This is a genomic window from Vibrio sp. THAF190c (assembly GCF_009363355.1).
GTDB classification, from domain to species: domain Bacteria; phylum Pseudomonadota; class Gammaproteobacteria; order Enterobacterales; family Vibrionaceae; genus Vibrio; species Vibrio fortis_A.
The window spans coordinates 98886-123214 of sequence record NZ_CP045340.1; the positions used below are offsets into that span (position 1 = coordinate 98886).

24 protein-coding genes are annotated in these 24329 nt (G+C 43.0%); 12 read left to right on the top strand and 12 right to left on the bottom strand.

Annotation, left to right across the window (positions count from 1 at the left end; genetic code table 11):
• Window positions 1-33 precede the first annotated feature (33 nt).
• The 6 genes from FIV04_RS23085 (at window position 34) to FIV04_RS23110 (ending at window position 6408) form a co-directional block, all read left to right on the top strand.
• Window positions 34-372: a GFA family protein gene (locus tag FIV04_RS23085; RefSeq protein WP_152470776.1), complete on the top strand. Its 339-nt coding sequence runs from the start codon at window positions 34-36 to the stop codon at window positions 370-372.
• 140 nt (window positions 373-512) lie between these two features.
• Entirely contained in the window at window positions 513-944 is a 432-nt protein-coding gene (locus FIV04_RS23090) for an NUDIX domain-containing protein (protein WP_253895620.1), read from the top strand.
• A 98-nt stretch (window positions 945-1042) separates the two neighbouring features.
• On the top strand, window positions 1043-1549 hold the full coding sequence (locus FIV04_RS23095; protein WP_152470778.1) for a GNAT family N-acetyltransferase: 507 nt from the start codon (window positions 1043-1045) through the stop codon (window positions 1547-1549).
• Between the two features lie 238 nt (window positions 1550-1787).
• The gene (locus tag FIV04_RS23100; RefSeq protein ID WP_152470779.1) at window positions 1788-3269 is read left to right on the top strand and encodes a cryptochrome/deoxyribodipyrimidine photo-lyase family protein; all 1482 of its coding nucleotides are present in this window, start codon (window positions 1788-1790) and stop codon (window positions 3267-3269) included.
• 77 nt (window positions 3270-3346) lie between these two features.
• Window positions 3347-4042, top strand: a complete 696-nt coding sequence (locus tag FIV04_RS23105; RefSeq protein WP_152470780.1) for a flavin reductase family protein — start codon at window positions 3347-3349, stop codon at window positions 4040-4042.
• A gap of 236 nt (window positions 4043-4278) precedes the next feature.
• Window positions 4279-6408 (top strand): TonB-dependent siderophore receptor, encoded by a 2130-nt coding sequence (locus tag FIV04_RS23110; protein WP_152470781.1) that lies wholly within the window; start codon window positions 4279-4281, stop codon window positions 6406-6408.
• An 89-nt stretch (window positions 6409-6497) separates the two neighbouring features.
• Here the strand turns inward: FIV04_RS23110 and FIV04_RS23115 are convergent, their stop codons facing one another.
• The 6 genes from FIV04_RS23115 to FIV04_RS23140 form a co-directional block, all read right to left on the bottom strand.
• A complete protein-coding gene (locus FIV04_RS23115; protein WP_152470782.1) occupies window positions 6498-7499 on the bottom strand; it encodes a metal-dependent hydrolase in 1002 nt (333 codons plus the stop codon).
• Between the two features lie 127 nt (window positions 7500-7626).
• The gene (locus FIV04_RS23120) at window positions 7627-8901 is read right to left on the bottom strand and encodes a hypothetical protein (RefSeq protein ID WP_152471130.1); all 1275 of its coding nucleotides are present in this window, start codon (window positions 8899-8901) and stop codon (window positions 7627-7629) included.
• 417 nt (window positions 8902-9318) lie between these two features.
• Window positions 9319-9717, bottom strand: coding sequence for a helix-turn-helix transcriptional regulator (locus FIV04_RS23125; RefSeq protein WP_152470783.1), 399 nt, complete (start codon window positions 9715-9717; stop codon window positions 9319-9321).
• A 113-nt stretch (window positions 9718-9830) separates the two neighbouring features.
• On the bottom strand, window positions 9831-10217 hold the full coding sequence (locus FIV04_RS23130) for a VOC family protein (protein WP_152470784.1): 387 nt from the start codon (window positions 10215-10217) through the stop codon (window positions 9831-9833).
• Between the two features lie 143 nt (window positions 10218-10360).
• Window positions 10361-11026: a fibrobacter succinogenes major paralogous domain-containing protein gene (locus FIV04_RS23135; protein ID WP_152470785.1), complete on the bottom strand. Its 666-nt coding sequence runs from the start codon at window positions 11024-11026 to the stop codon at window positions 10361-10363.
• Window positions 11027-11176: 150 nt separating this feature from the next.
• Window positions 11177-12067, bottom strand: a complete 891-nt coding sequence (locus FIV04_RS23140; protein WP_152470786.1) for an AraC family transcriptional regulator — start codon at window positions 12065-12067, stop codon at window positions 11177-11179.
• 185 nt (window positions 12068-12252) lie between these two features.
• Between FIV04_RS23140 and FIV04_RS23145 the strand changes: the two genes are divergently transcribed.
• On the top strand, window positions 12253-13239 hold the full coding sequence (locus FIV04_RS23145) for an SDR family oxidoreductase (RefSeq protein WP_152470787.1): 987 nt from the start codon (window positions 12253-12255) through the stop codon (window positions 13237-13239).
• A 134-nt stretch (window positions 13240-13373) separates the two neighbouring features.
• Here the strand turns inward: FIV04_RS23145 and FIV04_RS23150 are convergent, their stop codons facing one another.
• A complete protein-coding gene (locus FIV04_RS23150; protein ID WP_152470788.1) occupies window positions 13374-14882 on the bottom strand; it encodes an NAD(P)H-hydrate dehydratase in 1509 nt (502 codons plus the stop codon).
• Between the two features lie 494 nt (window positions 14883-15376).
• Between FIV04_RS23150 and FIV04_RS23155 the strand changes: the two genes are divergently transcribed.
• Window positions 15377-15916 (top strand): redoxin family protein, encoded by a 540-nt coding sequence (locus tag FIV04_RS23155; protein WP_150873066.1) that lies wholly within the window; start codon window positions 15377-15379, stop codon window positions 15914-15916.
• 75 nt (window positions 15917-15991) lie between these two features.
• Here FIV04_RS23155 and FIV04_RS23160 read toward each other — a convergent pair whose 3' ends face one another.
• Together FIV04_RS23160 and FIV04_RS23165 are read right to left on the bottom strand one after the other, a co-directional pair.
• Complete coding sequence (locus FIV04_RS23160) at window positions 15992-16357, bottom strand: helix-turn-helix domain-containing protein (protein ID WP_152470789.1); 366 nt, start codon at window positions 16355-16357, stop codon at window positions 15992-15994.
• Between the two features lie 168 nt (window positions 16358-16525).
• Window positions 16526-17110 (bottom strand): NAD(P)H-dependent oxidoreductase, encoded by a 585-nt coding sequence (locus FIV04_RS23165; protein ID WP_152470790.1) that lies wholly within the window; start codon window positions 17108-17110, stop codon window positions 16526-16528.
• Window positions 17111-18462: 1352 nt separating this feature from the next.
• Between FIV04_RS23165 and FIV04_RS23170 the strand changes: the two genes are divergently transcribed.
• The 4 genes from FIV04_RS23170 (at window position 18463) to FIV04_RS23185 (ending at window position 21991) form a co-directional block, all read left to right on the top strand.
• Window positions 18463-19488, top strand: a complete 1026-nt coding sequence (locus tag FIV04_RS23170; RefSeq protein ID WP_032550802.1) for a hypothetical protein — start codon at window positions 18463-18465, stop codon at window positions 19486-19488.
• Entirely contained in the window at window positions 19485-20402 is a 918-nt protein-coding gene (locus tag FIV04_RS23175; RefSeq protein WP_032550803.1) for an AAA family ATPase, read from the top strand. Before FIV04_RS23170 ends, FIV04_RS23175 begins: the two co-directional genes overlap by 4 nt.
• A gap of 199 nt (window positions 20403-20601) precedes the next feature.
• Complete coding sequence (locus FIV04_RS23180) at window positions 20602-21480, top strand: DMT family transporter (protein WP_152471131.1); 879 nt, start codon at window positions 20602-20604, stop codon at window positions 21478-21480.
• Window positions 21467-21991 (top strand): MerR family transcriptional regulator, encoded by a 525-nt coding sequence (locus FIV04_RS23185; protein ID WP_152470791.1) that lies wholly within the window; start codon window positions 21467-21469, stop codon window positions 21989-21991. The genes FIV04_RS23180 and FIV04_RS23185 overlap by 14 nt, the downstream gene beginning before the upstream one ends.
• A 21-nt stretch (window positions 21992-22012) precedes the next feature.
• On the opposite strand, the gene FIV04_RS23190 is transcribed toward FIV04_RS23185, so the two are convergent.
• From FIV04_RS23190 to FIV04_RS23200, 3 genes are all read right to left on the bottom strand, one after another.
• On the bottom strand, window positions 22013-22831 hold the full coding sequence (locus FIV04_RS23190) for a hypothetical protein (protein WP_152470792.1): 819 nt from the start codon (window positions 22829-22831) through the stop codon (window positions 22013-22015).
• A gap of 113 nt (window positions 22832-22944) precedes the next feature.
• Window positions 22945-23958 (bottom strand): substrate-binding domain-containing protein, encoded by a 1014-nt coding sequence (locus tag FIV04_RS23195; protein ID WP_152470793.1) that lies wholly within the window; start codon window positions 23956-23958, stop codon window positions 22945-22947.
• 176 nt (window positions 23959-24134) lie between these two features.
• The gene (locus FIV04_RS23200; protein WP_152470794.1) at window positions 24135-24323 is read right to left on the bottom strand and encodes a hypothetical protein; all 189 of its coding nucleotides are present in this window, start codon (window positions 24321-24323) and stop codon (window positions 24135-24137) included.
• Between the last annotated feature and the right edge of the window lie 6 nt (window positions 24324-24329).

Consider the following 24329-nt stretch of genomic DNA (forward strand, 5'->3'; position numbering starts at 1 on the left):
CGACAGCGTGAGTTGAATACAGGGAACCATCGAATGGAATTAAAGTGTCACTGCGGAAACGTTAGCTTGATTTTGAGTTCGCTTCCTAAAGAAGTTGGAGAGTGTAACTGCTCTATTTGCCGTCGCTATGCAGCGGCTTGGGCATACTTTTCTCCAGAGCAAGTTCAAATCAGCATGAATGAGAAGACGGCTTTCTATTGTTGGGGAGACAAAGAAGTAGAATTTCATCGCTGTAACTTGTGTGGTTGTTTAACGCACTACGTAACGACACAGAAATGTTCTGAAGATATCTTAGCGATAAATATGAGAATGGCTGAAAACGAAGTACTTTCCAGCATCCCAGTTAGGAAGATCAATGGTGCATCGTACTAATCGACTAACTATTTAAGACGGATTCACAGTGCGTGGCATTTTCACCATGCGTTAGTTTTAGTGGTTAAGTAGGTATGCAGCAGCTTCTGTATTGCGTTGCTCACTACATCAACGCAGTGTCATACACAAAGGAAAAGCCAGTGACTAAAAGGATTCAAAATAGAGAAGTTAAAGTGTGTCCAGTAGTGCTGCGCAAATCAGGCTCGAATTTGGAATTGCTAGTATTCGAACATCCTTTGGCCGGTGTGCAATTAATAAAAGGTACATTAGAGCTGACAGACAGTTCAATGGAGAGCGCGGCGCTTAGAGAGCTTGCAGAGGAGTCAGGTATATCCAAAGTTTCCAGTACTAAATACCTCAGAAGTTGGGAAAGTGGTTTCCAAAATCAACTTTGGCATTTTGTCCTGTGCGAAGTATCGGAAAGTTTGTCAAACAACTGGACCTTCTACACACAAGATGATGGCGGCCACGAGTTCAATTTTTTCTGGTACAAACTCGGAGGCTGTCTGGAATTTGATTGTCACAAGGTGTTTTGTAAAGCCATTAAACAAATCGAAACGATGTTTATATAACAGGCATATCATAGTGATTCATGATATTTGGCACTCCCACTTGAAACCTGCTCACCAGACCCGTCATCTAACTTTTACCACAATCAGAGATCTCTTCATTGAAATTAGTATGTAAAACAGAAAGATTGGTTGTTCGCCAGCTTACGCTCAAAGACGCGGATTTTGTCATCCGTTTATACAATGATGAGTCTTTTATCCGCAATATTGCCGATAAAAACATCCGTACCTCAGAAGATGCGGAAATTTACCTTACCAACGGTCCATTGGCTAGTTACGAAACATACGGTTTTGGCCTGAACCTAGTCTCGCTACGCAAAACGGGTACACCGATAGGAATCTGTGGCGTATTAAAACGCCCCGAGTTGGACAGTCCAGATCTTGGTTATGCATTTCTACCGGAATATTGTAATCAAGGGTATGCGACGGAGGCTTCTATTGGGGTACTTCAACATGTTGTTAAAGCTCTATCTTTGGATACTGTGCTAGCTGTTACCTTCCCCAGTAATAAAGGTTCAAACCGAGTACTAACAAAAGTAGGTTTTGAACTGAAGGGCACCATCGAATTGTATGGTTTAGAGAACAACTTATATGAATACCGAGCGTGAGATGACCTTATGATTTAACTCGACGCACACTTCAAATTAATTCAACCGCACTCAGTTAATGCCAATATTGGGAGTTCCCCTACCCTGTCAGTCATATTTTTCTTCAAGATCACCAGCGTCATTAAGACAATCTCATCATCCACACTTAACCTATAACGCCTACTTTAATCGTTAGTTTTGAAGAAAATTGAGACATTTTGTTTATTGCTACGTAGTGGTTCAAAAAACGAGAAACCACATGCAAACAGTCAACATAGTATGGTTCAAACGAGACCTTCGGCTCACCGACCATGTCCCTTTATTCAATGCACTATCGTCCGAGCGACCGACAATTTTGCTCTATATCTTCGAGCCATCATTGCTCAACAACCTTCACTACTCAGAGCGGCATTGGCGATTTGTGTGGCAGTCTCTTGAGTGCATGAACGAAACGTTAGCTCATCACGGACATCAAGTTTCTGTAATGCAAGGAGAGGCGTTAGAGTGCTTCCAAGAGATACAATCTAAGTATCGAATAGATACCGTCTATTCCCATCAAGAGATCGGCTTGAATTGTACTTTCGAGCGCGACCGCTTGCTCAGGGGATGGTTCGATGCCCAAGGTATCGCTTGGCAAGAGTCTCAGCAGGGGGCCGTCTTGCGCGGATTGGCAAACAGAGAGGACTGGGATAAGAACTGGTCTTTAGTCATGCGTTCTGAAATATTAAAGCCTGAACTGTGTAGTGAACACTTACATACTTTAGACTCTAAACAAGTTGACCATGCATTCACCCCTCCCAAATCATGGACGAGTTTAAGTAGTGGTATGCAAACAGGCGGAAGTAAGCTTGCATGGCTAACACTTCACGACTTCTTTAACCGCAGAGGTAAAGACTACTATCGCAGCCTTTCTAGCCCTATCACATCTAGAAATGCTTGCACTCGCTTGTCTCCCTATCTTGCGTGGGGCAACATCTCGCTTCGTGAGGTCTACCAAGAGCTATTGCAACATTGGAACGTACCGGGCTTTCGTCGTAGCTTAATCGCTCTATCATCTCGGCTCCACTGGCATTGTCATTTCATCCAAAAATTCGAATCAGAGTGTGAGATGGAGTTTCGTTGCACCAATACGGCCTATGAAGCGTTACTCTCACAATCTTGTAATACAGAACCAAATCACCTTTTGGCTTGGAAGTCCGGTAATACTGGCTTTCCTTTGGTCGATGCTTGTATGCGCTGCTTACATCACACCGGATACATCAATTTCCGAATGAGGGCTATGTTAGTCAGCTTCCTTACCCATCACATGAACATGGATTGGCGCGAAGGCGTGACTCACCTAGCCCAGCTCTTTCTCGACTTTGAGCCTGGTATTCATTATTCCCAGTTCCAGATGCAAGCTGGCGTGACCGGCATTAATACCATCCGCATATACAACCCTATCAAGCAGGCACAAGAACATGATTCAGATGGGGAGTTTGTCAAAAAGTGGGTGCCTGAGTTAGAACAAGTTCCTACGCCATTGATATTTGAACCGTGGAAGATGACACAAATGGAAGCTGCGATGTATCAGTTGGAACAAGATTCACCATACCTAGACCCAATTTTCGATCTGAACGAGAGAGCACGCGAAGCGAGAGAACGACTGTGGTCTTGGAAAAAACGTATTGATGTTAAAAATGAAGGAGCGCGAATTTTAGCTAGGCATGTACGTCAAACCAATAAACGCGCAACCAGTTGATCGCAAAACAAACCTTTGACGTAAATATCTTCCTAAACAAAGCCTTCGCCAATCACATTGAGACTATGGGTAGACACATGAGAGAGTTAACTTTTTCGCACGATGATATTCAAACCATGGAAAAGCGTTTCCGTACTCGATTGGTCAACTCGATATCGGGATTTAAAAGCGCTAATCTGATAGGGACAAGAGATGAACAAGGACAAGAGAACCTTGCAATCGTTAGTTCTGTCGTCCACTTGGGCTCACACCCTCCCCTGTTGGGCTTTATTGTTCGCCCGTGTAAAACGCCAAGACACACGCTTCAAAACATCATTGAAACCAAGTCGTTCACAGTAAACAGCGTCAACGACAAGATTTTCCAACAGGCACACCAAACATCGGCTCGATACTCAAAATCAACTTCCGAGTTTAGTAAGGTGGGACTCACTCCTTATTACGACGGCAACTGCCCAGCCCCGTTCGTTTTAGAAAGCCGTTTAAAAATCGCGTTAACTCTGAAGGAACATATTGACATTAAGAGCAATGACACGGTAATGCTTGTTGGAGAGGTCAACACCATTCACGTTCCAAGAATGGCGATCATGCATGATGGTTTTCTAGACCTCGACGCGTTAGGCACAGTCACGATTTCGGGGCTAGATAGTTACCACAGAACTCAACGTATCAACCGCTTAAGCTACGCTAAGCCAGACAAAAATGTATTTCCACTAACCACAGATGGTGAGCCGTCATCTTGGGGGGCAGTTAACCCCATGAAAATAGACACTTGATAGCGCAGTTAGGGCATCAAATAGATACCTCTATCATATAAGTAACTCAAAGCTCAGAAAAATAACCGAGACTTAGAATAATAGAGCGAAAACCAAAGAAGGCGATATAAATCACCACCTTGAAATAACTGAAATTTATAAAATGCACCAAATTGTTAACTTTTCATTCTTCAATAACGGTAAAGTGATAATGATTTTCATTATCAAAATAATAATTCAGCCGTATTGAGGGAACTATGCAGGCGCAAAAATATAAGATATCAGCCATTTCCTTGGCGCTCTCCGCCATATTTTCAAATCTAGCTTTCGCCGACGACGATCATGCCCATGAAACCATAACCGTTCTAGGGGAAACTTATCGAAACACAGCGACTAAGACCTCTCTAGATCCAGAGGAGACACCACAAGCTCTTTCCATCGTAACTCAAGATGAGTTGAACACTCGTGGTGCAAGTTCGATATCCGAAGCTGTTCGATACACGTCAGGTATTCATACCGATCTGCGTGGTGGGATGGTCACTCGATTTGATCTGTTTAATATTCGTGGTTTTACTAACTACACCAACTTCTATGATGGACTCCCGCTTCCATACAATAACTTTTTCTTGCAACCACAGATTGATACTGTCGCTGTAGAGCAAATTGAGGTATTCAAAGGGCCAACATCTGTACTTTACGGGAACATGCCACCAGGTGGTATGGTCAATATCATTGCAAAGTCACCACAAAAGCAAAGCGCTCATAGTGTTGGCGTATCAGCTGGTACAAATAACCTTCAACAAGCCAAGTTTGATAGCACGGGACAAATTGGTGATAGCGACTTTACTTATCGCATAGTAGGCCTAGCTCGTAAAAAAGACGGCCAAGTCGATACGTCAAAAGAAGAGCGTTACGTAATTGCACCTTCACTTGATTGGCAGGTTACGGACAACACCTTGATTAACCTCAATGCTTATTACCAAGATGATCCAGAGGGCAACGTGTTTACGTCTGTTCCTGCATCTGGCTCAGTTCTTAGTAACCCTGTAGGCAAGCTTTCCCCAGACACATTCTTAGGTGACGAAAACTGGAGTATGTTTGACCGTCAGGTGCTATTGGTTGGCTATAAGATCCTTCATAACTTCAATAATCAGTGGCAATTTCTTCAAAATGCACGTTTTATGGACGCATCCATGAAACAAGAAGAGGTCTTTAATAGCTTCTTAATGGCAGACAATCGAACCATGGCGCGAACAGCGTTTGCCACCGATGAAGAAGTGAAGTCGTTTGTTATTGATAACCAGCTGTCGGGTTACTTCGAGACAGGTTCGATTGGTCATAACTTGCTCATCGGTATCGACTACCAAAGCGCTGATACCGATGTATTTGGCAAACAGACCTCTCCGCTAGTTACGCCACTGTTGCAAGACATCTTCAACCCAAATACCAATAGCATCGATCGCGATACTTTATTCTTTGCTGGTGATCGTAAGACTGAAGTTGATATGACACAACTGGGGGTTTACCTTCAAGACCAATTTACTTGGAACAACTTAGTGATGGTTGCGGGTTTACGTTGGGACAGTGTTGAGTCGGATACCGAAGCTGTTGAAAATAACTATGTATTCGCAACCACAACTAACAGTACGGAAAAAATCGACGATACCAACATTTCAATGCGAGTTGGTGCACTTTACCAATTCGATAACGGTATTCACCCATATGCTTCCTATTCAGAAAGCTTTGAGCCTATTTCAGGTGTCGATGCTGCAGGACGTGCATTTGAGCCGTCAACGGGTGAGCAATGGGAAGTGGGGGTGAAGTACGCGCCATTAACCAGCGATCTTCAAGCTTCGGTGGCGTTGTTCCACATTACCAAAGAAAAAGCGATGCTGAACGATCCTGATAACTTGTCCGCACCTCGTTATCAAGCTGGTGAAATTGTCTCTCAAGGTGCAGAGCTCGAGGCAAAATGGCAAGCATCTGAGCAATTGGATCTCACGGCCAACTATACCTATGTAGATATGGAAATCACAAAAGATGACTTCTACAACCAAGAAGGTCGTACTCCGGTATGGGTTCCCGAGCAAACCGCCTCACTATGGGGTAACTACTACTTTACTGAAATGTTGAACGGACTAAGACTAAGTACCGGTGTGAGATATGTAGGTGAAGCACAGCTAGACCCTCAAAACAGCGATACGGTTCCAGACTACACACTGGTTGATGCCGCTGCTAGCTATGTCTTCTCGTCACTTGACGACACTACACTAACAGTGAGTGCAACCAACCTATTCGACAAAGAGTACTTTAGTTGTTACGACCAAATCAGTTGTTGGTATGGAGAAGAGCGAACAATAGAAGCCAGTATTGATTACAGCTTCTAGCTAATTGGTGATGTCTTAATCATTGCTGATCGCTCAAAATAGCTCTTTAGTAAAAAGCGCTTTGTTTCCAAGCAAAGCGCTTTTTAACATTATCTCGCCATAAGCATGTCGACAAACTTTTGCCTAGCCATTGGCGAGTTGTCTCTATCCACAACGTATGCGACATGGGCATCACTACTCGCCAACGACGACAACTCGATACTCCAAAGTGCGCTAAATTCATTCGGTATCATGGAATATCGGACATCAATAATACGCTCTGCGTTGCTTGGGTCTTGCGCTAAAAATCCATTAGAGAAACGAGAAAATCGCGTCACATCTTTAAATTGCTGAGAGTCATGCGTAAGCCAAGGAAAGTCTCTGGCTAAATCTAACTTGGCTGTCGATTCACCGTGAAATATGTCCACTCCAATACCGACTCTAACGGCATCAACATGGTATTTGTCATCTGCCTCATAAACCACTTTCCAAACCAAAAGATTCGCCAAGGTCGGCTTCACATCAAGGACCTTTGGCACGTGTTTGCGTTCTTCGGCCAACTGCCAACCAACCGCTTCAGCCCTCTCTTTCTGCACCAAACCGAAAACAAGATAAATCGCCAACCAACTCATTGCACAGTGCGCAAACTTCAACTTATGTGTCCAGATCGCCAAAGCAACGAGAGCCAACAAGGGAAGAGTGAATAATGGATCAATGACGGAGATGATGTTCCAAGCGAAACGTTCATCGGAGATAGGCCAAAGCAGCTGCGTTCCGTAACTGGTGCAAGCGTCTAACATGCCGTGGGTACCGTAACCCAGCGCACAATAGAACCATGTCCGCTGGAAAGAGAGATCGCACCGCTTTGCAAAAATGAAATAGAAGACTAACGCACAAAGCAAACTACCAAAGGGGATGAACAACAAGGAGTGGGTAAACTGTCGGTGATACTCAAGAAACAATAATGGATCTTGGCTCGAACGGATGAGTACATCCAAATCGGGTGCCATCCCAGAAAGCCCGCCCAAAACCGCAGCAGCTCTCATATGCTTCCTCTTACTTACTGCCAGTGTCAACGCTGCGCCCAGCATCCCTTGCGTCAATGGGTCCATTTATAACTCTTTGATAGCATTAATCTAAATGACTCATACTATTTAGAGTAGACGTATTTATTGGCCTATGCGAAGGCAAGCCAACATTTTGCGCAAAACACAGAAGTTAGGACTTACACTTACCTACTTATACGGTTTGAGATTGGGCAAGGAGTGCAGACTCTCGAATCTGCTTCTCTTTGAAACTCGATAATATAAACATCATCAGGTAGCCAGAGCACAATGCGATAATGATCGCCACGACATTGTCAGTAAACGCCGATATCACGTAGAACATAACAACCAGCGTCGCTATACCTGTCAAGCGAATAAATAGGCTTGTTTTAAAGTGTCCGTTTGCTTTGATGTAAGCCAGTTGGTAGGCGTTTAGCATCATAAAAATAAAGAAGATAGAGAAGTGGAACAACACAGGTGTTGCGCCCACATACTCAGCAGGGAAAAGCGCTTCTACAAGGTTCGAGCCAAACAGCAGCATCGTCAAGAAAAACGCACCGCTGACAATAAATGACAACTTAAACACCCATCGACGGATAAGCTGAATCTCAGAGAACTCACCATTTCGAACCTTCACAGACAGTTCAGGCAGTACGAAACGGTAGATTGGGAATACGAATAACATTGTCATGTACGTAAAGACTGGGCGTACCACAACCTGAAAATCACCCAATTCATCAACGCTGAAGTAGCGAATAGTCAGCAACACAGCAATGTAAATCATAAGAATGCTTGCTCCTGCTTCGAGTGTCGCAGTAAAGCTCTTTTTCACATAGCCGTACATGTCTGAATTAAGCTGTACAGGCTTAATTGGCAGAGTCGATATCTCTTTTCTTCGGCTGATATACATATAGAGCGCTGTTATCAACGAAGATATGGTCAAACCATAGAACAATGCCGTTAACGCACTGAATCCAGCAATATAGTAAGCGAATAGAAACAGAGCCACGTTCAACGCAGGGTCAAGCCAAGTGGTACGGTTAGTAATATCGTACAAACGATACATGGCAACTAAATTGGTAAAGTAGAGCTTCAGCCCCAAACCAAAAATGATGCCCACCAACTGTAAGTATTCGACTCCGATATCGAGGCTGTGCTTGATGTAAGGAATCACCCCACCCCACGTCATTAGGACGACGACAATAAGGGTAAAGCGGAAGATATTGATAATATCGATATCATTCTTAGTTTGAGAATACGTCACGACCATGGATGAGCGGAAGCCCGTCATCAGTATCATGGACAGAGAAATGATATCAACGACAGTATGAAAGAGCGCCAAATCGGCTTTTGCTACCCAGCCCGCAAGCCAGATCTTAAAGGTAAAACCTATCGCAATGCTGATTAATGTTGCCCATATACCGGAAAGAAACGCCTTCTTTACCTTGGTGACTGATTGTGAATGCATTTCGAATACTACTGTCATAGGTGAGATTTCCACATAGTATTGAAAGCTATTCTCATTTACAACAAAACTCTGTTGCAGCTCCTATAACATTGGCTATGCAAGAAGCCAGATCAAAAGCATGTGCACTTTCTTAAGAAATTGAAGGAACAGTCTGCTTATAGACAGCGCACACGACAACGTCTCTCTACACAAACTCATCATGATTGCTTAGGCGCTAGGCTGAAAGTATGTCGCCTATAGGTTAGACGTGACACTGTCCCTTTAGCATCAAATAATCGAATAGACATTACTCACCCAAAAGTTAAATAAGGAATACAGCTTTGGAATGAGCGAAAAACTTGTCAATGTTCAGCCTGAACATCCCTATCTAATAGTGTCTTTAACAGCAGAAATGCAGCGCCACTGTACGTGGTCGCGCTACAGATTTAAGTGGAACTCACGAAACTCTCTTGGTGAATATCCGGTACTTTTTTTGAAGGTGTTCGAAAAGGTAGACAGACTCTCATAGCCGACATCAGCGCAGGTATCAGTAATCGAGTGTCCTTGCTTTAGAAGTTCTTTGGCTTTTGCGATTCGCATATCCCGCAGGTAGTTTCTTGGCGTCAGGCCATAGAGCTGCTTAAAAATACGAACATAATGGAATCTAGACATAAAAGCAGCCTGAGCTAAATCATCCAGCTCGAGTTTTTGAGCATAGTGCTTTTCCATGAACGCTTTAGATTGCCTGATCAGGGCATAGTGTCGTTGAGGCGTTGCTATGTCACCGTATAAGCGATCTATCTCTTGTTCATAGAATGTCTTAGGGGTTGATGCCATCGTGACTAAAACCGTCGATTAGGGATAACAGGAAGTTTTGCATGAGATGAAAATAGAAACGCAAGGAGCGCCAAACTCTATGACGCGCCTTCTAGACATAAGTTAGCGATAGACTAAAGCATCTGCATCAGCTGAATGTAGTTCCCGCACGTGTCATCAAGAACCGCAATCATGACATTGCCCGCTTCTCTCGGTTCGATTGAAAACTCAACTTCGAGAGCAATCAGCCTTTCATACTCTTGTTGTACATCGTCCACAGAAAATGACGTCCATGGAATACCCGCCTCTTTTAGTGCTTGTTGGTAGTGACGAGCAGGTTCAAATGCCATTGGTTCTAACAACAGCTCAACACCTGCTTGCTCTTGTGGGGATACCACGGTTAACCACTTGTATTCGCCGAGTGGTACTTCTGTCTTCTTAATAAAGCCAAGTACATCAGTATAGAACGCGAGAGCCTTATCTTGATCTTCAACAGGTACGCTAGTCACAGTTATTTTCATTGTTGCTTTCCTCAATCATTCGAATAACAACATCTTAGAATACGAGCCTTAGAATTACTTATTCTAAATTGCTTAACTATCAGCGAGACGTCCACTTATCACCATAAAAACACTGAGTGGCTTAAGCATTGACTGACCTAAGCCTAAATCTTCACGCACCTTACAGAAAACATATAATCCTTAGTGCTCGTCGCTCGTCTTATTTCATTTTTGTGTGCATTCCACCATGAATACGCCAAAGTACGGATATACGCCTTTTTGTCTGTCGCGCTGGTGCCAGTCCAAAACTCGGTGTAAGCACCTTGTGTGATGTACCAACCATTCCATTTCACACCGGCAGGGCGAGCGAAAAAGCGCTGCCTATTAAGTTGCAACTCGTCGACTTTACTAAACAAACCATCAGCTTGGTGTTCTTTTAATTGAAGCCCAATGTTTTGCTCTCCTCCACGCCAGCCTTCGGTAATAAGCTCTTGCTCCGCCATACCGAGCGTTTTTTCTAACACCATCCAATCTTCATCTGTTGCAACTCTCCACCCTAAAGGACATAACCCTCTAGCGTCAGCAACGTCATGCCAATCATATAAGCGACCATACTTGAGTAGATTCTCCGGCTTGTCTTCAGGGATGACAGCAGAGCTCACATCAGATCCGTCTTGATACTTAGTGCTTCTTAAGTTTTCTGCAAGCCACACTTGATTACCGATGGTGACGGTTCGGTAGACATTACCTTCCGAGTCTTGAACCGTGTCTGATAATTCATGTGGTACTTTATTGATTTCGTTCGCTGAAGTTGTTGTAGCTAGGCTCATACAGACTCCCAAAGATAGAATGAGTTTTTTCACAAATAGTGCGCCGAGTTTGAGTGCATGAACAAAGCTTAGCGCTAAGCGTTTGTTCAAACTAGACGACATACTCTCGAAAACTTGCCCATTAATCTCACGTAGACAAATGAGTGCCTGCTATGCGACGCCTTCTACCAAGCCTTTAGACTGAACCCACTGTTTTGGGGATTGACCATATAAGCGTTTGAACTCTCGACTAAACTGAGACGAACTGACATACCCGACTTCCATCGCCGCTTCACTAACATTTGCGCCAGCCGCAATTTTCATCGCAGCACTATTGAGACGCATCGACTTCATAAATTGTATTGGAGACATTCTGGTTGCTTGCTTAAACTTACGATGCAGCATCGCCCTACTCATGCCCACTAACGATGCGAGTTCATCAATAGTTACGTTCTTATCGAGGTTTGTAGACAAATGCTCAATAGCACGCGTAATCCCATTTCCTACACCAAAAGCCTTTCTGATTAACGAACCACACTCACCTTTCAGCAATGTATAGTAGAGTTCTCTTAAGCGACCTTCCCCTAAGACCTTAGAGCTAGTGACATTGTCACTTATTTGAATAAGTCGGTATAAAGCTTCTGTAAACTCCTCGTCCCAATTCGAAAGCAATAAACTTTGCGGTTGCACGTTGCTTTTTGACGCTGGCGCAACATCTAGCATGTCCTCCATTTCAATCGTGAGCTCTTTCATCACGTTTGTATCGAGAGATACATACACACCAATCAATGGATCTTGTACAGACGCTTCTGGTGTCCCAGCCTCAACCGGAAGCGAGGCAACACAACACATATATTGCTGGCTATCGTAAACAAAACGGTCGCCCTCCAATATCGCTTCTTTTTTCCCATTCAAAATCACAATCAAAGCTGGGTCGTAGATTGCAGGCGCACAAGGGACTGCATTCGTCACCTTGAATAGTTGTACGCCTTTAATTCGGCTTTCAAACATGCCATCTGTCGTTAGCCTCTCGGCAACTAAATCTTTTAATTTCTGCTTCATCGAATTACCTTAAGCCAGCAATGACATTAATAGGCAAGAAATAGCGACTAATCCGCGTATTAGCCATTCCTATTGAGAGTTATAGTTCATTTTGTGCGGAATTTCTACATTAGGCAGCACGCTCAAAAATGCAATCAAGGTGTTGTTGTCTCTATAGAGTCGTAAATCAAAACGAGGTTAATACAATGGCTACTAAACAATTTGGTATTAAAGGCTGGACGCCCGATAACATTGGTTCTCTTGCTGGAAAAACCTATGTCATTACAGGTGCTAACAGTGGGACTGGCTATCAAGCAACACGCATACTCTTATCAAAAGGTGCCAAAGTTGTGATGATGAACCGTAATCCAGATAAGTCTCTAATGGCCATTACAGAGCTTAAAGAAACACTAGGGACGGATATAGATATTAGCTTTATCACCATGGACCTCGGTAGTTTAACCTCTGTGAAGAAAGCCGCATCACAACTTCTAGATGAGGTAGAAAAAGTTGATGCGCTGATATGTAATGGTGCCATCGCTCAAGTGGCTAAACAGCAACTCACTGTTGATGGCTTTGAGAGCCAATTGGGCGTTAATCATTACGGTCATTTCTTGCTATGCGGTTTGTTGTATCCGCGCATAGAAGCAAGTAACGGGCGAATCGTCGTTGTGGGCAGTACCGCATATAAAATGGGGAAGAAACGCATTCAATTTGAAGACGTCAACTTTGATAGCAGATATACAGCTTGGGACTCCTACGCGCAAAGCAAGCTTGCTCAAGTGATGTTTGCTTATGAATTACAACGCCGCATCCAATCACTTGACAAATCGGTACAAGTTCACGTGTGTCATCCAGGAGCTTCAAGAACAAACTTGCTAAAAGACACGGCAAGCACATTCAACAAAGTCTTATGGGCTGTGATGTCTAGATTCATAGCTCAATCTGCTGAGAAAGGCGCGTGGCCCCAATTGCTATGTGCAACACAAGATGGACTGACGTCTGAAACCTTGTATGGGCCAACTAAACGCGCTGATACCGTAGGGCCTGTAGACATCAATAATCTTGACAAAATCGCCCTAGATGAAGAGGCGGCGGAAAGACTCTGGACGCTTTCAGAAAAAGCGACATCTTTTACTTGGGATCTTAACTCCCCTAGCCTCACACCAGACATACAGAAATCAAACTCTTGATTCGATGTAAGTTTAGAGGCATCAGCAGTACGTAACACTAACTTGGGCGCGACGTTCTACAGTGAATTGCGGTTCTATGTTGTCAATGTTCAGGCTGAACATTGACAAAAAAGAGACACAATCGCAGTCTAAGATTAGTCATCTAGACGATTAATGATATGACGAATAGAGCCCAATACGTCGGATGCCATCATCCCGACTTGTCCATATGTATTGGCATTGTGATCAGCAGCCATACTGTGAATGACGCTACCTAGTATTGCTGCCTCAATAGGTTGATACCCTTGTGCTAATAGTGAAGAGATGACGCCAGCAAGTACATCCCCCATCCCACCAGTCGCCATCCCAGCATTACCTGCGTGACATACTACCGTTTTGTGGCCATCACTAATTAAGGTTCCCGCCCCTTTAAGTACAGTGATACATCGATATTTTTGACATAGCTTTTTAATAGAGAGATAGCGATCGGCTTCAACGTCTTTGACACTGCAATTGAGCAACATTGCCGCTTCACCAGGATGAGGCGTAATAACTGTATTCTCTATCGGACGGGCATCTAAGTCATCTTGCGCTAACCAATATAGGCCATCCGCATCTATCACTTTAGGCATATCATAAGCTCGACTCATAACCGCTTCATAAGCATTTTTACCCCAATCGAGTCTACTTAAACCGACACCCACACAGATACTAGTGCACCATTCAAGTCGTTCTGATAGTTGCTCGACATCTGACACCATAGCTTCAGGTAACAAAGAACGTATAGGAAAGCAGCTAGATTGATGGACAATAGAGGCCAGCAACCCCGTCCCGGAACGCAACGAAGCTGCAGCGGCAAGGTACGCAGCACCGCTCATGCCGTCACCGCCGCCAACAACCAACAAACGCCCGTGGCTACCTTTATGTGAGTCTTGTGCTCTAACTTTCAACCTATCTAGCCATCTCGAACTCGTGAGCAAAGCATTTGGTGCATTATGATCAGCAAAGGCTCTATCTATGCTTAACCCTGCAAACAACAACTCCCCAACATGACTTCGAGCTTGAGCAGTAACTAAGCCTCTTTTGAGGGCAATAAAGGCGACAGTCGCATTTGCCTTGACCGTCGTGCCAAGCTGTCTGCCGGTATCACTATCTAGCCCCGATGGAACATCGATTGAGATAACAGGGCAGCTAGACTTGTTCAATGTGGTGATGACAGACTCGGCATACGCCCTCAGTTTGCCTGTAAGCCCCGTGCCCAAAATCCCATCAACAATGAGGTCGATACTATCGTCTACTTCAAAGTTTGGTTCCTGCACTTTGCCGCCAGCAGATAGAAAGAGTTGCTGTGCAGACTTCGCATCTCCACTTATCTTTTGAGATGAACCCACTTGCCATAAAGTCACCTTGTATCCCGACATCAATGCTAGTCTTGCAACAACATAGCCATCACCGCCATTGTTACCAGTTCCAGTAACGACTAAAATACGGCGACAATGCTCATACCTTTGCTGAATGACAGAGAATACTGACTCTCCAGCCCGCTCCATCAATTCGTACATGGGAATACCGAGAAGTTTAGCGACTCGTTTTTCTCCCTGTCTTACCGTATCTGATAAGTACAGCTCTTGCGGTAATTCTGGTATTGCCAAGCTTGTAAACATGAGAGGCCTCAAAGACTAATGTTTGGTTCTACTTATTGAAAAGCATATAACATTGTTTATTGGTTTTATGTGTCCCGGCGAGCAACATCTGGTACAAAAACTATTTATACAAAGAAACAACAATAAAACGTGTCAGTGTTCAGGCTGAACATTGACAACATCTCAAGCCGAGAATCTTTCATCCAGGCGCGATAGGTAGTGGTAGGTATACTAAACAACCTCCGCTTACTCTTTGTATTGATATAGGGTTAAATGATGACAACGAGTTCCTATTCGTTAAATCTTCAAAGGCAGTAAGCAATAGAGTAGGGAAGGCTAACAAGGTTTAAGGACAAGTAACATTACCTTATGTTCAGGCTGAACATTGACAAAAAAACTCCTCATAGGGGAGATAGATGGGGTAGGTTACTAAATGGTAACTGCTTGTCACTAAAGGAGATCACTTCTATATTTGAAATGGTTTAAGAATCCAATTTCGATAAAAAGGGAACCAGATGGGACACTCAAGCAAACTCAAAGCCGGGGATTCATTTCCTACAATTAATGCAACCTTACTCGACGGAACAAATGTCACCTTAGGTGAGCCAAAGTCAGGAATGACATGGCAAGCTGTATTCGTTTATAGGGGCAAGCACTGTCCACTATGTACAAAATACCTAAATGAGATTGAAAGCTATAAACAAGCCTTCAATGATGCTGGTGTCGATATTCTTGCAGTCTCAGCAGACGCAAAACATCAAGCAGAAGAACAATTAGAGAAACTCGACATCTCTTTCCCAATTGCGTACGGACTCACCGAAGAACAAATGAAAACACTCGGCGTCTACATTTCGCTTCCACGTTCAGAGCAAGAAACCGATCATAACTTTGCAGAACCAGGATTGTTCGTCGTTAATGAAAAAGGGGAGTTACATGTCGTTGATATTTCAAATAACCCTTTTGTACGTCCAGAACTGGGGGCGTTAACGCGCGGATTAGCTTGGATACGAGATCCCAATAACCATTACCCTATTCGCGGCACACTAGATTATTAGCCTAGAATTGACGTAAAAAAGCCAGCTAAGTGAGTAACTTAAGCTGGCTTTTGTTTATCTAGAGTAAAGTTAAAATTATTTAAGTTGTATGTTGTGGTCTTCCGACCAGGCACGTAACTCTTCAAGGATACCCAATGCTGTTGAACCAAACTCGGTCAGTTCATAGCTCACTGCAATAGGGCGGTCACTGATGACTTTACGAATAATCATGCCCTCAGATTCGAGCTCTTTCAATCGTTGGTCAATCATCTTCTTGCTCGCGCCACCCAGCATTCTCGCTAAATCATTGAAACGGACAGGACCATCTTTTAAGTGATAGATAATGGAGCCTTTCCACTTACCACCAATTAAACGCATGCCTTTTTCTATAGCACACGGTTCCGTGCAGACATTAACAACCGTTTTACGACCTTTAGTATCTATAGTGATGGAGCTTTGCATAATGAGTACCCCGATAAACTTCTAAATTAATTACAAACTATGCTTAGTATACAGCAAGTCCATACTGCACGCTTTTTCAGTATTACCTATTAGTTATGAAAGCAACCAATCGAAGGCCTTTTCACGCTAATAGTAAAAATCTTAAACCCACGCGTAACCTATACAGACTTAAAAATGCGCCATAATATGAGTTTCAAAGCGTTCGAAGTCACGTTCAATATCCGCATTTTTCATTACATCGAAACAAGAAAAAGTTGGAAGAGAAGTCATACCAAAGAAACGAAAGTTTGCATGCATGTGGAACATAAGATCATCAACACCTTTACCTTGGAATAGATATTCATCGTCATCGTCAAACGACTCTTCAGGAGCATTGAATGTCAGTGATAGCATGTACTTTGTTCCAGTTTGAGTGCCACCCGTACCATAGTTTTTCTTAGGTTCGCTTTCACTACGACCATCAAATGCACAAAGAGCGCCTCCCATACCCGCAGTAAATACGTCATCCATATACTTTTTAAATGACCATGGTACAGACATCCAGTTGACAGGAGATTGGATGATCACTCTATCAGCCCATGCAAAATGTCCGAGCTGTTCCTCAACATCAATCTCATCTTGCATAGAAACCGTGCGAACCTCATAGCCTTTACTCTGTAAAAGTGTTTGAGCTTTATCAACTAGACTCGCATTCAAACGACCTGGAGAATAAGGAGAAACTTCGTGCGCGTTAATAATCAGTACATTAGTCATTTTCATTACCTTTAACTATCGTAAATTAAATAGGGGAGGGGAGTTCCCATCCGATAGTGGTTTATTATGGTAACCTGAAAACAACTTTCAATTAGTATACTTTTAGTAACCTAGTTAAATATCTAACAAAGCATTGATAAATCAGGAAAAAATTATTTTTCTGATCATTAGTCATTCAATCAAATGTGGTTACATTACTCGAAACAGTGTCAATGTTCACTTTGAACACTGAATTTAATAACAATGAGTGATACTACGAATAATACGAGATAGTTAAAATGTTACGTCGTAACGTACTAATGAGGTTTGATGATAAAAATAAACTACTGACTGAAAAAACGATCTCAATTTATATGATCACTAATAGGAAAGAACAAAACTAATCGTTCCTTAGGTAGATTATTAATGAAAGCAATCAACTAAAACTCTTTAGAAACATCTATATTATGATCTTTATACTGAACACAATATCATCAATAATCGGTCAATGTTCAGCCTGAACATTGACAAAAAATTAACATACCAAAGTACTTACTACTTAAGTTACTTATGATCAATTGGTAACAGTGTAACGAACATGATTATGATCTTAACTTTACGATCGAAACATCATGAAGGTTCTACAATACCTTCTTCTAATCATATCAACTTCGTTAAATGTTTATATCTTAGAAGTAGAGGATAATGACATTTAACGATCTTAAATTTTGAATTCCATTTAGTTTATTGAAACAAAAATTTAGCCTATCACTTTAAGCTTAAATAACGAACAAAAAGAGCGTTAAACAACTGAAGTTTGTCGACAAACTCAACAGCTCATTACAAAACTCTCTTGAGTTTTGTGATGAGATTTTGAGTCACCGACAGAACCTAAGTGAAGTTGGTAATTTTTTAAAACTAGATCCTAAAGGTTCTAGTTTCTTAGTATGACGCTTTAAGTAACGACATTTACCGATTAAACGTAGATATTAGCCGATTAGATATAAATATTTACCGATTATCTAATGACATTAGACGATCTCACATATAAACATTTGCCGAACATGATTGTTTTAATATAAACATTAACCGATCACCTATGAAGTAAGATCTTAATTTGTTGAAGCTCAATGATCTTTAGGCGATCCAAGCACACAAAGTAACCACAATACGTCTCATAAGGGAAGAGATCGGTAAATAAAGATCAACCCATAAGAACTAAACATTTACCGAATCAACTAAACATCTACCGATGTTTATAGGGGTTTATTGTGATCCACTATCAACATTTACCGATCTAGTATAGATATTTACCGAAGTTAATGAGTTAATCGAAGATCTCTGTTAGACTGATAAAATCGTATCCATAGGTAATGATCATGACTTCATCATCCAGCTTAACCGTTATTAATGAAGAAGATCGAAAGAATCGATTCATCTCATCCATTTTGTTTTCTAGAGCAACGATTTTTCATCCCGCATCTCGGTTAACGTCAACTATGCAGTCCAAGTTGGTTGAGATTGCGCAAAATGGTGGTACGGATCTTAACTATCCATTAGAAAGTGTGAACATCAATAGCTACGGTAAAAATTTTAGAGTTGATCTTCATGTTGACTATTTACTGCAACCTCACCGCGATATCTTAGAAACAATGTTGGCTTACGCACAAACGATCCAATTGGATGACTCTTCTTATGAAGCTGGTGCACGGCTGACTTGGTCACAGGTATATCAAACAATTACCGATGGCGATGTTTCGGATACACAAGAGGATGGCTTCGATTCATTTATTGATCGAGATGCAACCGTTCTATCGATGAGTATGTATGAATTGGCTACGCGAATGGGCATGGCAACGACACGAGCTAACTATGATCAAATTGAGCGCAGAATCACTCAATTGGCAACTGCACATCTAGTGATCAACGAACTCGATGATGATCAAAATGTCGTCGGTAAAAAACCATTAGAGTTTGTACAAGATTACCGATTCTATTGTGATCGCAGCAAATTCAAAACGGGTCGTAAGACAACCAAGAACTTAACTAACCATGTGTTTTTGGTTCCTGATATGCGTCTGCTGCAGGCCATTCGTGACCACGGTTACTATTATCGACTTGAACAACACAAAATGACGAACTACAGCAAGCCGTCAGTACGCTCATTTTTGAAATACATAACTACACATAAAGCTGAGTTTCTGCATAACAAGAAGTTTGAATGGGCGCTTGATAGCTATATTCAGTCTATCGCTTCGAAAGTCAGCCACAGCTTCCGTAGTGATCTTAGAAAAGATCTTTTAGCAAATGCAGTACAAATTGAAAAAGACTTCAGTCTACAATTCCGAGATGTCGGAAATGGTATTCAAATTTTCTATATCGGAGAAAGTGAATCATGATAACTCAGTCTCTTGATACGCTGATGTCGTCACGTGCAAGTCAAGAAATGAGCTTTAGCTTAAAAGGTTTACTTAAAGGTCATGTTGGGATGTTGATAGCAGCTCCTAATGTCGGTAAATCTCACTTAGCACTGTGTATCGCTATGGAACATGCTTCTTCGATGACGCTATTGGGTATGAGCGCAGCCGATAGGCCCGCCAAAACACTGGTCTTGAGCTCGGAGGATGGGGCGGGTGTTATTCAAACCAGAATGAAAGATAAGCTGGCCAGTTGTACTCCTACAATTCGCTCTGAACTGAAGAACAACTTGCACTTCATGACCGATATTGAGCCTATCGTCATACCACCTGATTGCTCACACCAAGAACAATTAGAGCATCAACAATACTTGGCTCAACTTAAAGAAACATTCGCTCAATTTGACCTAGTGATCATCGATACCGTAACTGAAGCAATCGGGCGATGTGAGGAAGTGAAGCACGACAGATTGATTAAGAATGTGTTTCAGGCGCTAGCCAATGACTCAGGTGCAAGCCTATTACTAGTTCACCACGTGAACAAAGATGAAATTCGTGGCAATCAAGAGATAACCATGGCGTCTGGAGCAGGGCTTACATCGGTAATGCGTTTGACCAAGTGTTTATTTACTTTGAAACGCAGCAAAGACTTAATGTCGATTAAGTACCTGAAAAGTAATTATCTACCAGAAAACGAGAATCAAGAGTTTGCGGTTGAGGTTCGCCAAAGCCTAACTATAAACCCTGAGTTGTATAATCCGAAAGCACGAGCTAGCAGCAAAGGTGTTAGAACGACGACTCGAATTAAAGCCGCGCCAAAATCTATTACACTGTCCGGGACTATCCCCGAGCAGGAAGAGATCGAAGAGCGCAAGAACTTGCGTGATGTTCTCTAGTCATTCTCTAGTGTTAAGACCTTTCTATGAGCAGCTCAAATTAGAGCTGCTTTTTTGTATGGGCACGTTTGACCTGTCTACAGGTTTCAGGTTTAGACTCCGCGCCTTAATTCAATAAGTCGAAGTGGGGTCTATTAAGGTGTATCAAAGATTATCGAGCAAACAAGCTGTATTGAGTCAGTGGTTTCAATCGCTGCCAATGACCGCAAAAGGTATTTTTCTCGCTCTTTTTTCAACGGTGCTTTTCACATTAGTTGCGGCGTTGGTTCGTCAATTAAGCGCTGACTATGATGCTTTTCAAATCCTATTCTTTCGACAGCTCGTTTTTGTGCTTCTACTTGCCCCTGCAATGCGCAACAACATGAAAGTGTTGTTAAAGCCGAATAAGGTTAGGCTTCATATTCTTCGCATACTTGGAGCGTTTACAGCGCTTTATTTGGGTTTTGTCACTGTCAGTAATATCGCCTTCGCAGACGCGACGGCTCTCGGGTTTTTACAAGTCATTTTTGTCGCGCTCATTGCTCGTATAACCTTGAAAGAACAAGTGACGACGCGTCGCTGTCTTACCATCACCTTAGGTTTTACTGGTGTGATGTTGGTGGTACAACCGTCGTTTTCTGGAAATGAGTTCGTTTATGTTATGGCAGGTGTGGCGGCAGCGATAGGAGCGGCTATTGCTGTCACCTGTGTTCGTGCCGTTGCACAGACTGAACCGAAGATAACGTTATTAGCCTATCAAGCGGTCTGTGTTGGCTTGATTGCACTGATTCCGGCAATTTATCAATGGCAAACGCCGACTATTGAGGATCTCCTATGGCTTCTCTCAATCGGTGTGATTTCTTCGATTGCTCAATACGTTGGGATCTCGGCTTACAAATGGGCGGAGGCAAACATTATTGCTAATGTGGAATATGTGAAGATCATTTACTCTGTACTGATAGGGTGGATGCTTTTTTCGGAGCTTCCTAATATGTGGGCTTTCGTGGGCGTGTTAACCATTCTAGCGAGCGCAATCATCCCAATGGTTTGGTCATATTTCGAGTCAAAAAAGGAGTCATACGTTGATGCTGAGCATTAAGCAATTTTGCGAGAGAATGAAGGTATCTCGCTCAACGGTTCTTTACTATGAAAGGCAGGGGCTATTGAAGCCATCATCGAGATCGTCAAGTGGCTATCGCCAATATAATCAAAAGGACGTTGAGCGCTTCTCTGCCATCTTAGCGTATCGTTCTTATGGTATCCCTGTATCGAAAATTCAGACTCTAATGATAGATGCTGAGGGGAAAGAACGAGATGTGGCGTTAAGGCAGCAGTTCGCAGCACTCGATAGAGAAATACAGAAGCTGCGTCAGCAACAGCACTCTATTCTCGCTCTGCTCCAAGAGCCTGAGGAACTTGAACAAGGGTTAATGACCAAGGAGCGCTGGGTGGAAATCCTCAAGCAGTCCGGAATGGATGACCAAGACATGCACAACTGGCACAAGCGATTTGAACAGATGGAGCCGCTTGGTCATTTGAAGTTTCTTCAATCACTCAATATTGATGAAAGTGAAATCGAGGCTATCAGAACCTGGTCACGCGAGCCTTAAAATAAGACTTCGAATAGTCGTTTACTTCAATAAACGTTTTATCAACAAAGGCTGCAAGTAGATTGGTAGCTGCAGAGCGCCAACAAGAGGCAAGAACAGCGGTCCAAGATAAGCCCCTGCTATGGTGTAGGTAAGGAGCACATTGCGGTTCCCCGACGTGATAGCGGCAATCATCGCGCCATCGCGATCGGTAAATTTGAATATGAGGTAAGCAGCCACGAAAAAGCTCAGGCACAAAACAAAAGCCAGTATGAAAAGGTGTAACGCGTGCTCTGGGTTTGTATCCCACAATTGACGAAAGTCGCCCATTAATCCGAGCGGGAAAAGAAACACCAGCATTATGTTGTACTTAGCCAGCTCAGCATGCACTTTTTTGATCTTGGAGAGATCGACGAAGGCATGGATCACGAAGGAGAGTGCAATAGGGCCGACGATATAAACGATCAACTTGATTAGGTAGGCTTGCATGTCCAACTCAAAGTGATCGTTGTAAGCCCACCACAGCGTTGCGTAGAGTGCCACAGGCTTCAATAGCGTTGACGTGATGGTGTATGTCATGGCTGAAAAGTAATCTAAGCCAATTGAGCGTACAATCGCGGGAGTGGCAAACAGGGAGCCAGTAGCCGCAACCCCTAACATGGCTAAGGCGTGGTCCTGATTTAAGCCGAACATCATTATCACAGCGCCGCAGAGGGCGATCATGCCGAAGGTATGTATTACCGCATAGAGCCAGCCTTTTGGGCGAACTAAAGATTTGAGTAGCGCTTTTTGGTCGAGTCCGACCAAGGTGAAGAACATTAAAAAGAACAAGACAAACGGCAATATCTTAAACACATGCATTGAGATGCCAGGAACAAGAAATCCTAGAAAACAGAATGTAATGAGTAACCATGGGGCTTTACTTGATATGTAATTAAGCATATTACCGTTTTAAGAGAGGGGAGACTGCCTCCTTAATCCTTTATTTGGGCTGTACTAACAGAAGAGCGTTTTACCAGTATTGGCATAAACAGCTTGTGTTCTCTCAGTTGCGTTTGTTCTTTATTTGCGAGCTGCAATGACAATTTCACTGCTTCGTCTGCCATCACTTGAATTGGGTAACGAATGGTAGTTAAACGCGGGTAGATATAGCGCGCAATATGGCCATCATCGAAACCTATCACTGACATATCTTCAGGGATACGAACCCCGTTTTCTTGAAGTAGCGTCATGCATCCCGCTGCCATCGAGTCGTTATAAGTTGCGACTGCAGTTATAGGGGTGTTTCTCGTCATCAAATCGACCATGGCTTGTTCACCACCGGTTTCATCAGGTTCACCGTATTGGATGTACTCGTCACGGGGTTCAATACCATTATCACGTAGAGCGTCGAGATAGCCTTCACGACGGTCGCGTGCGTCATCAATGTCGTGACTAGAACACAGGTAGCCAATGTGCTTGTGACCATTGCGGATAAGGTGCTCGGTGGCGATGTAAGAGCCCTGACGGTTATCTAAGGCGATACATCGTGGCGCAATATCTTCCACTACTCGGTTAATGATGACCATGCCGGGGATTTCTTCTGCAAGCTTAGTGAGCTCTACATCCGACATACCTTTGCTGTGCACCACTAACGATTCACAGCGGCTGTTGATCAGTAGGTTGATGGCATTGCGCTCTTTAGTGGCATCATGGTAACCACTGCCCACCAGCAGCTGCTTTTCTTGCTCACTCGCAATCGTATCAATGGCCTTGATCATAGAGCCAAAAAACGGTGCAGACATGTCATTGACTAACACACCTATAGCGTTAGAAGACTTACTTACGAGTGCTCGCGCATTGGCATTTGGGCGATAGCCCAGCTTTTCCATCGCATTTTTCACAGCAATAATCGCTGCTTCACTGGTGTGGGGGGCATTGTTGAGCACTCGAGAAGTGGTAGCGATCGATACGCCTGCTTCTCTTGCGACATCTTTTATGGTGGCCATAGGGGACTCAGAACTAGAAATTTTGAGCTATTTAACAATGTGTCGCAGTTGAACTCAAATAGTTAAGTAATAATTGTCGCTATGCATCAAGAATTTGAGTGAAAAGCATGCCCATTTGAGCATGCTTGATGATCAATTTAGGTTCTTAACGAGCATCTAGTGAATCGAAGAGTGAACTACTGAACAGTAAGTGATTGCTTACTTCCTTTCTTAAGTAGATCTTCTTTCATCTCGTTTGATGAATGGTAGCCGTAGTAATACCAAAGCTTTTTGTTGGTGAGACGATAGTTATATAGAACCTCTCTCATCCACTCTCTTCTTGTGTCGCTTAATAGTTGGTTTAGTTGCAATCTTAGCTGCTTCATGGTGCT